Annotated in this window: 12 protein-coding genes and 1 tRNA gene; 6 read left to right on the top strand and 7 right to left on the bottom strand. The window is 50.3% G+C overall.

Annotated features, from left to right (window positions below; genetic code table 11):
* Window positions 1-109 precede the first annotated feature (109 nt).
* The 4 genes from JTN23_RS10620 to JTN23_RS10605 form a co-directional block, all read right to left on the bottom strand.
* Window positions 110-1,861 carry an arylsulfatase gene (locus JTN23_RS10620; protein WP_247234703.1) on the bottom strand — a complete coding sequence of 584 codons (1,752 nt, stop codon included), beginning with the start codon at window positions 1,859-1,861 and terminating at the stop codon, window positions 110-112.
* Between the two features lie 98 nt (window positions 1,862-1,959).
* Window positions 1,960-2,745 (bottom strand): 23S rRNA pseudouridine(2604) synthase RluF, encoded by a 786-nt coding sequence (rluF, locus tag JTN23_RS10615; RefSeq protein ID WP_247234701.1) that lies wholly within the window; start codon window positions 2,743-2,745, stop codon window positions 1,960-1,962.
* 11 nt (window positions 2,746-2,756) lie between these two features.
* Complete coding sequence (locus tag JTN23_RS10610) at window positions 2,757-3,560, bottom strand: glycoside hydrolase family 25 protein (RefSeq protein ID WP_247234699.1); 804 nt, start codon at window positions 3,558-3,560, stop codon at window positions 2,757-2,759.
* A gap of 143 nt (window positions 3,561-3,703) precedes the next feature.
* Window positions 3,704-4,339, bottom strand: coding sequence for a peroxiredoxin (locus JTN23_RS10605; RefSeq protein WP_247234697.1), 636 nt, complete (start codon window positions 4,337-4,339; stop codon window positions 3,704-3,706).
* Between the two features lie 330 nt (window positions 4,340-4,669).
* Here JTN23_RS10605 and JTN23_RS10600 point away from each other — a divergent pair, with 330 nt between their 5' ends.
* Entirely contained in the window at window positions 4,670-6,163 is a 1,494-nt protein-coding gene (locus JTN23_RS10600; protein WP_247234695.1) for a PAS domain-containing sensor histidine kinase, read from the top strand.
* Window positions 6,163-6,561: a response regulator gene (locus JTN23_RS10595; RefSeq protein ID WP_247234693.1), complete on the top strand. Its 399-nt coding sequence runs from the start codon at window positions 6,163-6,165 to the stop codon at window positions 6,559-6,561. The genes JTN23_RS10600 and JTN23_RS10595 overlap by 1 nt, the downstream gene beginning before the upstream one ends.
* Before the next feature lie 102 nt (window positions 6,562-6,663).
* Here the strand turns inward: JTN23_RS10595 and JTN23_RS10590 are convergent, their stop codons facing one another.
* Window positions 6,664-7,770: a 3-keto-disaccharide hydrolase gene (locus tag JTN23_RS10590; RefSeq protein ID WP_247234691.1), complete on the bottom strand. Its 1,107-nt coding sequence runs from the start codon at window positions 7,768-7,770 to the stop codon at window positions 6,664-6,666.
* A gap of 127 nt (window positions 7,771-7,897) precedes the next feature.
* On the opposite strand from JTN23_RS10590, the gene JTN23_RS10585 reads away from it, so the two are divergent.
* The 3 genes from JTN23_RS10585 (at window position 7,898) to JTN23_RS10575 (ending at window position 10,292) form a co-directional block, all read left to right on the top strand.
* Window positions 7,898-8,773 carry an AraC family transcriptional regulator gene (locus tag JTN23_RS10585; RefSeq protein ID WP_247234689.1) on the top strand — a complete coding sequence of 292 codons (876 nt, stop codon included), beginning with the start codon at window positions 7,898-7,900 and terminating at the stop codon, window positions 8,771-8,773.
* Window positions 8,774-8,852: 79 nt separating this feature from the next.
* Window positions 8,853-9,089 carry a hypothetical protein gene (locus JTN23_RS10580; protein WP_247234687.1) on the top strand — a complete coding sequence of 79 codons (237 nt, stop codon included), beginning with the start codon at window positions 8,853-8,855 and terminating at the stop codon, window positions 9,087-9,089.
* 975 nt (window positions 9,090-10,064) lie between these two features.
* On the top strand, window positions 10,065-10,292 hold the full coding sequence (locus JTN23_RS10575; protein ID WP_247234685.1) for a hypothetical protein: 228 nt from the start codon (window positions 10,065-10,067) through the stop codon (window positions 10,290-10,292).
* 311 nt (window positions 10,293-10,603) lie between these two features.
* Here JTN23_RS10575 and JTN23_RS10570 read toward each other — a convergent pair.
* A tRNA-Ala gene (locus tag JTN23_RS10570) sits at window positions 10,604-10,680 on the bottom strand.
* A 272-nt stretch (window positions 10,681-10,952) separates the two neighbouring features.
* Between JTN23_RS10570 and JTN23_RS10565 the strand changes: the two genes are divergently transcribed.
* Window positions 10,953-12,065 carry a fatty acid desaturase family protein gene (locus JTN23_RS10565; RefSeq protein WP_247234683.1) on the top strand — a complete coding sequence of 371 codons (1,113 nt, stop codon included), beginning with the start codon at window positions 10,953-10,955 and terminating at the stop codon, window positions 12,063-12,065.
* 111 nt (window positions 12,066-12,176) lie between these two features.
* On the opposite strand, the gene JTN23_RS10560 is transcribed toward JTN23_RS10565, so the two are convergent.
* On the bottom strand, window positions 12,177-12,350 hold the full coding sequence (locus JTN23_RS10560; RefSeq protein WP_247234681.1) for a hypothetical protein: 174 nt from the start codon (window positions 12,348-12,350) through the stop codon (window positions 12,177-12,179).
* Between the last annotated feature and the right edge of the window lie 306 nt (window positions 12,351-12,656).

Below are 12,656 nucleotides of genomic sequence, written 5' to 3'. Positions count from 1 at the left end.
GATTGAGTGAGTGGTGAATGAGTGATTGAGTGGCAGCGGTGAAAGATAGAATGTACCTACAGTTTTCAACTTTCCTCCCTTTCTCCTTTCATCCTTTACTCCTTTCCCCCTACCTCCTCTTCAGGATTACCTGGTAGGGGCCCACTTCCTTTTCTCCGTTGGATAGGGATACCTGCAGATCGGTTTTTCCGGCGGGAAGAGTGATGTTCGGGATGGTACCTTTAGTACCGTCTCCGGCTACCGATCCTCTGAATGTTTTCCCACTACCCGACATACTAAGCTGCCAGCCGGGATGAGGCTTATCGAGGATGACTTCCGCATCAAAACTGGCGGGCTTTGCCACCTCTACCTGCCATAGCCCCTGCTCCCCCCAGCCCTGGCCCCGCGTAAGTATCCAATCCTGCTGGCTCAGGCGGGTGGTGGTTTCGTGGTCGGTACCCAGTACAATGCGGGGTTTGGCGTAGTTGTTGGGGCGGGTACCGGATACATTCCGGTACCACGTCATATACCCGGCCTTCATCTTCTCCACTACTTCGGGTAGTTGATCCGCCAGGTTTTGCTTTTCGCCGGGATCGTTCAGAACATCGTATAGTTCAAATTTCTCCCCATTAGGACTAAGCAGCTTGTACCTTGGAGCCCGGGCCGCAAAGGCGACAAAGGGTTTGGGTTCATCGCCCCGGTGCCACTGCATATACAGCGTCCGGTCCGGCCACTCCACCTGTTTGCCTTCCACCAGCGGCAGAAAACTCCTTCCGTCTATGACCCGGTCTTTAGGGAGTGGGGCTCCGGCGGCATCCAGCAGCGTAGGCATGATATCAATATGAGCCACCGGCCGGTCGCTGACGGCACCGGCTTTCAGACGCCCGGGCCAGCGCATGTAGTAGCAGGTACGTATGCCCCCTTCCCACACCTGCCCCTTACCTCCCCGGAACGGACCGTTGTAGCGGGTGGTCTGCGGCCCGTTATCCGTCATAAATATGAGGATGGTATTTTCGGCCAGATCCCACTCGTCCAGCTTCTGTAGGAGCTTTCCTACATTCTGATCTACGTTGTCCACCATAGCATAGATTCGGGCCAGGTCTTCAGCCCGTTTTTCGGGATTCGGGAAGTCGCCCCGTAGCGCCGATGCTACTCCTTTCTTTCTGTACTTAGCCAGCAACTCCTCCGGTACATCATGGAAGGGATCGTGCGGCGCGTTGGTAGCTATGTAGGCAAAAAAAGGCTTCCGCTGCTGTCGGCTTTGCTCTATAAACGAGAGGGCCCTATCAAAGTACACATCGGTGCAGTAGCCTTTGGTCTGTACTTCCTCCCCGTTGTGATACAGTATGGGATCGGTGTAGCGGCGGTTGTTGTGCAGCGGTTCGGAGGGCTGAGCCAGTCCTCCGCCAAAATGCACCAGCGCCTCCTCAAAACCCTGATCGTTGGGACGCATGGGATAGGTATCGCCCAGGTGCCACTTACCAAATATCCCTGTCCGGAAACCCCGGCCTTTAAGTACCTCGGCCAGGGTCACCTCTTCGGTATCCATCATGGAGCGGCCCTGGTAGGTATCCACTACCCGCGTACGATAGTTGTAGCGGCCCGTCATGAGGCTGGCGCGGGTAGGGCTGCATACCGGACTCACGTAGAAGTGACTCATGCTGACGCCCTGCCGGGCCAGCGCGTCGATATGGGGTGTTTCGATTACCGGATTGCCCGTCACGCCCAGGTCACCGTAGCCCTGGTCGTCGGTCATGATGAGTATGATATTGGGAGGCGTACCGGTAGTACTCTGTACGGAGCCGGACGTACTGCGGTGGCAGCTCAGGTGTAGAAGTCCAGCCAGAAGGGTGAGTATAATAGAGGTAGCTAAACGCTGCATGAGACCTGGTTTGTTCAACCTTGAAAAGCAGAACCTACCCGAAAATTACTGAACCCGGTCAGCTTAGTCTAGTACAGGTACCAGCCTGAGCTGTATACTTAATCATACGCTTCCAGATCGTCTTCCCGTTGGTTTGACAGGTAGGAGCCTTCCTCGGTTTTGGTCGAGCTGGCTACCATCCGGTTGATCTCTTCCATTTCGGCCGCGGTGAGGTTGCGCCACTTCCCTACTGGTAGGTTGTGCAGGGTTACGTTCATGATACGGACCCGCTTCAGGCGCGTAACGTTATAGCCCAGGTACTCACACATCCGACGGATCTGACGGTTGAGGCCCTGCGTCAGGATAATGGTAAATACGTAGCTGCTCTCTTTCCGGACGTAGCATTTCCGGGTAACGGTATCCAGGATAGGTACACCATTACTCATGCGGTTGACAAACTCTGGCGTGATGGGCTTATCCACCGTCACCACGTACTCTTTTTCGTGGTTATTACCCGCCCGCAGGATCTTGTTGACGATATCGCCGTCGCTGGTCAGGAAGATGAGGCCTTCGGAAGGCTTGTCCAGGCGACCGATGGGAAAGATTCGCTCCGGGTGTTTGATGTAGTCAATGATATTACCCTTGATGTGCCGCTCCGTAGTACAGGTAATACCAACGGGTTTATTAAAAGCAATATATACCTCAGCCTTGCGCCTGGCCTTCAGAGGCTTCCCGTTGATCCGGACATCATCCTCATCGGTGGCCTTATCACCCAGCACGGCCGGCCGGCCATTGATCGTTACCCTACCCTGTTCAATGAGTTTATCGGCTTCGCGTCGCGAACAGAATCCTGTTTCGCTGATGTATTTGTTCAATCGGGTTGATGATGCGCTTTCGTCTGCCATTGTACTTCTTATTAGTTTTTTCCTACTACCCCCCACGTTTCCACATCATGCAGGTACACATTAAAATCAACGTACCCCTTTACACCATCTACCCACCCTTTTTCGCTGTGTTGCCAGAACAGGACATGCGCATTTTCGGCCAGGTCGTCGAGGTGGGTGCGGGAGTAGCCAGCCAGCCAGAGCGGGTACTCGTCAAAATTACCGGCTATGTACTTCTGATAAAAGTGTTCGTTGGTATAGATAATAGGCTTCACCCCGTAGTGCTTCTCTACAATGGTGAGCCAGTTGCGTACACCTTTAATAATGATATCAACCGGCTTACCGGCTTCTATTTCCAGATCCAGTACCGGGGGCAGGTCCCCGTCCTGCATTTTTACTTTCCTGATAAAATTATCAGCCTGCAGGCTAGAGTATACCCGCGGATTATAAAAATGGTAGGCCCCCCTGCGGATACCTACCCGACGGGCCTCCTTCCAGTTGCGCTCGTACTGGCGGTCGGCGTGGGTAGCTCCTTCGGTCGCCTTGATGTACACGAAATCAATCCTGACTCCTTCTGACTTCACGGCTTTCAGCTTGTCCCAGTCAATAGTGGCGTTGTGATGCGAAATATCAATACCGTGTATAGGGTAGCGCATAGGTAGCCTGATCCCGAACCGCTGGATGTGCGTCCACTGGTTCTCGTTCCGGAAGCTATTCCACCAGATGATCCCACCGATGAGCAACACTACTCCTGCGATAATGCCCCACCCTATCAGCGGCAGGGGTTTCTTATCGGGTTCTTTCTTCGTTTTAAATTGTTGTGCTTTACGCGCCATACCACCACAAAAATACAAAGAGCCCACAAATATGATTGACCGGAGCCATAAATCATCGTAGTGACTATAGTACTTAAGTAAAAAGGCCCTTCCCGATGTAGAGAAGGGCCCATTATATAAACAGGTAAGTACCAGAAGTACCCTTACTTATTAGGCTGTGGCGTGTAGCGCAGGTAGGGCTTCACAATACGCAGTCCTTTGGTAAACTTCTTCTCGGCATCTTCGGTACTAACGGCAGGCACCACGATCACATCTTCGCCGTCTTTCCAGTCAGCCGGAGTAGCTACCGAGTGATTAGCGGTAAGCTGTAGCGAGTCAACCACGCGGAGCAACTCGTTGAAGTTACGACCCGTCGAAGCAGGGTACGTCAGCGTCAGCTTGATCTTCTTGTCAGGACCAATGATGAATACCGAACGCACGGTTGACTTTTCGCTGGCGTTGGGGTGGATCATATCATACAGCTGGGCTACCTTGCGGCCTTCGTCTGCAATGATCGGGAAGTTTACATCCGAGCCGGTCACCTCGTTAATATCGGGTATCCAGCGATTGTGCGACTCCAGGTCGTCTACGCTTACGGCTATTACTTTAACGTTACGTTTTGCAAACTCACCCTGAAGAAGAGCTGTTTTGCCTAGCTCAGTAGTACATACAGGTGTAAAATCGGCCGGGTGAGAGAAAAGCATACCCCAGCTATCGCCGAGCCATTCATGAAAACGGATAGGTCCCTGGGTAGTATTGGCCTCGAAATCAGGGGCAACATCTCCTAAGCGTAGTGACATAGTTGTGTAGGTTTGAAGTTTGGAAACAATAATCTATTAAGCTTATAGACTTTATAAACGCAAATATAGAAGATATGATTCAATACGAAAGTGTCTTTTTCAGGACCGGCCCCAGCTCTGAAATATCTGAATGACTATATCACTTAGTATAATGGTATCATGCTGATTCTTTCCGGGCAAAAACCAATAAAGCCGAAAAAAGTACTGTTCATCGAATATTTTTGCGGTAGCATAGCTTAAGTCTATACATTTAAGACTGCATAATTATAGGCTGCCCACACCACCCGAGTCCTTATTACCACTGAGGGTGTGGGTAAGGCAACATGCTCCATGGAGACAACTAATATACATACACTCGGACTACTGGAAAACGCAAGCGAGACGCTTTCCCTGCTTTTGGAGGGCAGCAATGCGGGCGTATGGAAGTGGGATGTACTGACTGGTCAGGAATGGTGGAGCAAGCGTCTGTATGAAATGCTCGGTTATGAAGACCAGGAGATTGAGGCTTCAAACGAAAACTTCCTGACTATACTCCTGCACCCCGATGACCAGTCAATAACCAGTCAGGCTCTTAACAATCACATCCATCACCACCAGCCCTATAAGCATCCCGTCCGGCTGAAGCATAAGGATGGCGGCTACCGCTGGTTTGAGACGACGGGGCAGGCCCAGTTTAACCCGGCGGGTGAGCCGGTATATATGGTAGGTACTGTCATCAACATTGATCAGCAGGTACAAAGCCTCGAAGAGCTGGAGCGTAGCAAGCAACTCCTGGAAGAAACCCAGACCCTGGCCCGGGTAGGTGGATGGGAGTATTACCTGGACCGGCACGAGCTATTCTGGACCAGTACCATGTACGATATCTTTGGCTTACCCCAGGGCCAGCCAGTGCAGGTAGAGGATATCGCCGGGTATTTTACGGAAGCATCGCAGCAGACGATTCAGGAGCAGCTTGTAAATGCCATCGCGGAGGAGGCTCCCTTTGATCTTGAGCTGCAGCTTATAACCGCACAGAAGAATAAGATATGGGTACGACTGACAGGCAAGCCCATTAGTACTACCGGGGGCAAGGTAGCCGGGCTCAGGGGTGTTCTGCAGGATATACATACGCAGAAGCTGCGGGAAATTCAGTTTACGGACTCCCTGCATACCATCACCCGACAGAATAACCGCCTGCTTGACTTTGCCTTCATCGTTTCGCACAACCTGCGCTCGCACGCTGGTAATCTGGAAATGATGCTGGAGGTCATGAAGATCAGTAACAGCGAAGACGAAAGAAACAGGATCCTCTCGTTTATTGAACATATATCGGCCGAACTTAACCAGACCATCGGCCAGCTCAACGAGGTCATATACGTACAGCAGGATATTACACAGGACAAGCAGAGCCTCGATGTAGCTGACTATATACAGCTCACCCGCGAAGCCCTCCAGGACGACCTCCAGTCGCATCAGGTGCAGATCGTGGAGGGCCAGCTTGAGTGCAACACTATTGTTACCAATCCCGCCTTTTTACAGAGCATCCTGCTGAGCCTGGTGCTGAACGCCATCAAGTACCGCCATCCCGACCGTACCCCCACCGTCCGGATCAGCACCTCCCTCGAAGACAACAGACCTGTACTTACCGTAACGGACAATGGTGTAGGAATAGACCAGTCGAAGTTTGAGACGGATCTGTTCAGCCGCTACGAGACCATCCATGCCCATCCGGCCGCGCGTGGGATCAGCCAGTACCTTACCAGGGGCCAGGTAGAAGCTCTGGGAGTAAGCATAGATGTCCAGGCTGTTTCTGCCAGCGGATCTACATACAAAATCACATTCTGATGAAAAAGATTGACACAGCCTATATCATTGACGATAGCCACATTTATGTGTTTGGGTTGTCCAAAATTATAGAGACCTACAAGCTGTGTAATAATCTGCTGGTTTTTGAAGACGGAGAAAAAGCAATCCGTCATATCCTGGAAAATATCCATGACGACAGTGCCCTGCCCGAAATCATACTACTGGATATCAACATGCCCGTCATGAACGGCTGGGATTTTCTGAATGAGTTTGTGAAGCTGAAGGAGAGCATCAGCAAGGACATTACCATATACATGGTGAGCTCGTCCATCGACCCGGAAGACCTGGAAAGGGCCAAAAGCTACAAGGAAGTATCGGAGTATATCACCAAGCCCATCTCCATCAGCCGCCTCAAAGACCTACTGAAGGTGGCCTAGTGACCCAGCAATAACCTGAAAACAACTATACATCTACTGCAGAATTAAGGGGTACCGGAAATCCGGTACCCCTAACTGTTTTACTCCTCTCTAACTCTACGTTTACTGCACCCTCAGGTTGACAGCAAAATCATTGACCGGCCCCAGTACGGTTTCCAGCCGGAACTTTACCTGATTACCCGAAGTACTTCCGGTACGGGCCTGGACGGGTATCCTCAGTTTTTCGCCCCTCTTAAGTGTAAGCGGAAACTTCGGCAGCTTCACATCAAACTGCTCCAGCTCCTTACCGATTAGCTCGGCCGCTATGAGCTCCACCTCCTCACCCTTGTTCTCGACTTCGATGGTCTGTGCGCCCTTTTCCGAGATCTGTATATCCTGGCGGGTACTTACCAGCCTGGGCTCCCCCTTCTGCTGGAACTGGATGGGACGTAGTTCGATATCTTTCAGGAAGTGCTCAGCACCTTCGCTCTGGAACTGGATCTGGCCGCTGGTAGTCTGCTGCTGCAGATCAGCCCGGTAGATGTTATACAGGCGGTTCACCACGAATCCATTGACGATAAATACCGCGTCGGCTCCGCGGGCCACCAGCTCACCGGTGGTCCAGTCGTCGGGTCTGCTCTCAAAGTTGCCCGAGCGGAACACCCGCTTATCGGTAGGCCGCAGGGGTGCAAAAGGGTCGTATTGGTTGACATCGTCGGTATCGTCTTTGGACGGCGAAAAGGCCAGCAGTGGCACCCCCGCTCCTACGTTGTGGTAATCACCGATGTCGGTTTCCTGAATCTGCATCTCAATACTACGCATCCAGCACTTGGAGCCGTAGTCGTACGGCAGTGAGCAGTGAAAGAGCAGACCGCCGTCGGCTACCGCGTTTTCGCGGGGGGGCCATTTCTTGGTACCGAACTTCACCTGGTACCGGAGGTGGTAGTTGCTGTACGATTTATCCGTAAACACTCCGCCCCAGTCCTGACCGGATACGTGGATCATCCCGTCGGTCACTTTGAATACACCGTGCGGGTCTTTGTTGAGCCCGATGGGCGTCTGGTCGGCGGCCGATTTGGACGGAACCAGGTAGGTCCCCCACCCGCTGAAGTCCTTGCCATTGAACAGGCTCTGCCACTTCGCCGCACTCTGGGCCTGAGCGTCTCCTCCATTGATGAGCAGGAGGGCTGTGAAAGCAGCTGCAAGAAGATTGATTGGTTTTTGCATCATAGGAATAGTTAATGTGCCGGTACTGCTGATACCGTATTGGTAGTAAGATTGATTGGTTAGTCAAAAGTAGAGAAGCGATGTACAAGCCTTATTGTACAAATCCATTGTAAATTGGTAGATACCTATTATGAAGCGCTATATCCAGTACGAGCCGTTCAATATCTATGTATTTGAAGCCAGTGAGTGGCAGCATCCGGTCCATAATCACAGCTACTTCGAGATCATCTTTATCCGGGATGGGCGGGGCCGGCACTGTATCAATGATAACATTTTCCAATACGCGGCCGGGGATGTGTTCCTGCTGGGGCCCGACGACTATCACTACTTCGACATCCAGGAGCATACGCACTTTTGCTACATACGCTTTACCGAAGTATTCCTGGAAGACCACAGCCAGCCCAAGTCCCCCAACTGGATCCGTACTGTGGAGTCGCTGCTACATTCGCCCTACCAAGCTACTGGTTCGGTAGTAGCAGACAGTCAGCAGAAAGCACTCCTCGAGCACCTGCTCACGGTGCTGATCCATGAGTACACCCACCGCGAGGAAGGCTCCTACGAGCTCATCATGAACGGTATCATGAAGGCCATTCTGGGTATACTGGCCCGAAATATGGTGCGACAGGACCTGGTACGGCGGAAAGATACCCGCAATCAGAAGCTCATTGAGGAGGTGGTGCTGTACATCCGGCAGCACATACGGCAGCCCGAGTTGCTCCGGATCGAGCAGCTGGTAGCCCGGTTTAACTACTCGGCCAGCTACCTGAGTACCCTCTTCAAGGATCAGACTGGCGAGTCACTGCAGCAGTATATTATGAAGTACAAGCTCAAGCTGATCGAAAACCGCCTCCTGTACAGTAGCCTCAGCGTGTCGCAGATAACCTACGAGTTTGGCTTTACGGATGGCAGCCACCTCAACAAGCTATTCAGGAAGTACTATGGCATGACGCCCAATGAGTTTAGAAATTCCATTCTCAGCAAGCCCAGTGAGCAGGATCAGGCGTAGCTACGGCTGGCATTATTTTTATAATATGTATGAATATAAGTACATAACTTAGTTTTCATATCCTTATTACACTCATTGTATGGAACAGAAACTCAAAAATGCATGGAACAGAATAGTTCTGTTTTTTGCCGCTATGCTAGGACACGCTGTAGCCTTTGCCCAGGAAAAAGAACTTGATGTAAACGTTGATATCAATAGTGGTGGTGAAGCCGCCTGGTACTCCAACCCGGTAGCCTGGGTGGTCGGTGCGGCTATTTTCATCATCCTGCTCGTAGCAGTTTCAAGAGGTGGTGGTCGTACAACCGCGGATCGTTAAGTAGGTAACTATATCCGGAAAGCCTTCACCCGCATTGGGTGAAGGCTTTTTTGTTTTCGGCCCTTCATCCTTCCCCTCCTGCTCTTCTGCTAAGTAGGTCAGGTCAGCCGCTGCCTTACCATGGTAGTACCCTATTCCTAACCACCTGCACGTACAAACCATTTATTCCGCTCATGGTACTGCTACTGGGCACTTGCACCACCGTAGCGCAATCCTGGCGCAGTGAGTTATAAATCGGGGTCCCGGGGCAGCCGGTAGTACTCCATTTGGCCAAAAAAAGAGAGGCATTCGGGGGATACCCCTGAGTGCCTCTTGTATTACTAGCTTCTTGTATGTATCAATTAATACTGATTACCAGTTACTAACGGTACTCAAATCGTAATCTACATTCACAGCGGGGTTCTCTTTGGTTTCGACCTTGTTAGTACTGATAGTACTGCAGGCCGCTACAAATGCTACAAGCGCAACTAATAGGATCAAAGAAAGCTTCTTCATAATAAGTAGTTGTTTGGGAGGGACTTAAAGATTCATTTTACACAGATATGTAACTTATTAGCAAGTGCCGTGCCAACTTTTATCGCCGTTGATTATTTACATCGAAATTATTTTCTCTGGCATAATCCGCTTAGCAGAAAGCACTTATTGAAAATACGCTCAGAATCATTTCTTTCCGGAACGCGCGTATTTTTCAGGTGCCGGAGGTACCCTAAAGCCATTTTAAAGTGTATACTGGCCACTGCACTGCTTGCAGACGATGAAGTTGGTTACTTTCGGCTCGAAAAATCACAGCCCCAACCTATTGAGAGGCGGGCAGTAAAGCGTTGACTGCCAATCAACAGGTGAAGTAGATGCAGACATTTTATAGTAGTGGCAGTAGATGCTTAAGGAGAGGTAGATGAGGGTGGAATTTCGAATGATTACGGAAAGGAGTAACTTGTAGCCCTTTTAGTACAGATTTCATAGATTAACGTTACGATGATTCAGAGAATAGTTACATGGTATACGATCGAAGAGAAGAAGCCATGGAATATGGAGCTGGTTATCGTGATCAACAGAACAGGTATGAAATTCGAGCCGGCTATCTACTACCACGATAAGTATGAGGGCGGCTTCTTCCGATTGATTGATGAACTGGGCGACGAAGAGCGGATACCCTTTGAAGTAGCCTACTGGTCTCCCCTAAACTTCTTTCCCATAGATTAGTAGCAAGTGTAGTTACCCATACAGGTGGCTGGGTCTCAAATTTCTTCCTTGAACTTATAATTTAGTAAAGAGCCCAACTTTTGATTTCAAAGACTAATTCAGCGATCAATAAGTAAGTCGTTTCATATACCTGTTGCTCGATACAGGTCACTCTACGTTTCGACGCACCGGATGAGGAACTCAGGATAAGGTACATTCTTCAAATGTAAGTGCCACCGAATGTGCCTACAATAGAAGAAAGGGGAAGTGCTTTTTAGAGCTTGTAAGCATAAAAAAACGCTACTGGTATCAGTAGCGTTTTTTATTGGAAGTGGTGGAGAATATCGGATTCGAACCGATGGCCTCTACAATGCCATTGTAGCGCTCTAGCCAACTGAGCTAATCCCCCGGGCTGTGCTTGGTGTCCCAAACGGAGTGCAAATATGTTCGGTACTTTTTAAATACGCAATACCTGAGGCTATTTTTTTTAATATTTTTTTATTCCCGCCTCAGCCCTACCTACCCCCAAACAACGGCCCAAAGCGACTTTATACCGGTTATTCGAATTTAAACGTTACATTTGAAGTTGGCTTTCAGGTAGGTAGGTTCGTTCCGAGTTTGTTCATTCTATTTGTCTATTGCCTCGCTCAAAATGAACAACTAACACGATAAGCACCCTGCATGAAACTGAAAGGACAGGTAAAATTTGTCAGCAAAGACAAAAATCAATTTTTTAATACGCTTCGCAAACGCGTCGATCAGCATTTTGCAGATACGGGACAGTCCAAGCACGCCAATGGTACCATGTACCTGAAGTCGGCAGTGCTGGTGAGTGCCTATGTGCTGCCTTTTATAGCTCTTCTGGCCTTTCAGCCCCCACTGGCACTCAGTATGGTACTGTGGTTTGTGATGGGCCTGGGAGTAGCCGGTATCGGTATGAGTGTCATGCACGATGCCAACCACGGCGCCTACTCTGACAATACCCGCATCAACGAGCTCATGGGTTACACCCTGAACCTGGTAGGTGGCGGGGTGCTCAACTGGAAACTACAGCACAACATCCTGCACCATACCTATACCAATGTAGTACCTATGGACGAGGATATCCAGGACCGGCTGGTGATTCGGCTTTCTCCGCATACCACTACCCGCTTTATCCATAAGTTCCAGTGGATCTACGCCTTCTTTTTTTACGGTATCCTTACCCTGTACTGGGTACTGCTGAAAGACTTTATCCAGTATGCCTCTTTTATCAAATCAGGGGTCAATACCCAGTCGCAGGCCGAAAACCGGTCTTTACTGGTAAGGCTGATCGCCCTGAAACTGGTCTATCTGACGGTTATGTTTGTGGTACCGGTCGTGTACTTCTCCATACCGTTCGCCGAAGTACTTTGGGGCTTTCTGCTGATGCACTTTACGGCGGGTATTATCCTGACGGTAGTTTTTCAGCTGGCCCATACGGTGGAGGGTACTCACCACCCGCTCGCCAATGACCAGGGCATTATCGAAAATGACTGGGCTATTCATCAGCTGCAGTCGACGGTTAACTTTTCCCGTCAGAACAGGTGGCTGTCCTGGTACGTGGGTGGCCTTAACTTCCAGATCGAGCACCACCTCTTCCCGCGCATCTGCCATGTACACTATCCGGCCATAGCGCCGATCGTGAAGCAGACCGCCGAAGAATATGGGCTCACTTACATGGAAAACGAAACATTTGGGGAGGCACTACGCTCGCATATAGCTACGCTGCAGCGCTTTGGCACGCTGCCCGATATCAATGAAGCCATTGGCTAACCCGGCCGCAACAGACCGTACTACCCGAGTAGAGATCAGGCTCCCTTACACATAAGGGAGCTTTTTTTATGGTAGGCCCTGCACCGGATGTCCCGGGCCGGCCGGTACCTGTTACCTCTTGCCTCCCATAAACTTGGCAAAGAGCCACACGACGGCTACGATCACCACGACGACCATGATGGCTCCCACGTAAACACCGCCTTTGAATACCGAGCCAATAAAGTCACAACTGGTTAAGCTCAGGGTAAGTAACAGAATGATCAGTAAATTCAGGTAAGATTTCATAGTAAGGATGAATGGTTGGTGTGAAGCACTAAAACCTTAAAAAATCATTCCAATACGTCTTTCAAAGCCTTTTTATGTACCGGATCAGGCAATATTGGTATAAGTATTGCGGTCAGGGTACGTGTACTTCTCATCACTTCGGGTAGTACCTGCTATATCCACTACCTACCATTTTCTTTTTTCTGGATTCCAACCTTTTAAATGACTTTATAGGGGGCATTCGGCCTTGACTGGCACCCATACCCCAAAAAACGGTACAGTTATTGCTCCTCTATGGGCGCATACCTGCCAGTACGCATACCCACT

It is taken from the genome of Telluribacter roseus (genome assembly GCF_017355915.2).
Taxonomy (GTDB): Bacteria; Bacteroidota; Bacteroidia; order Cytophagales; family Spirosomataceae; genus Telluribacter.
The sequence above is the reverse complement of the archived record's forward strand: the minus strand, read 5'-3'. Positions and strand labels throughout refer to the sequence as shown.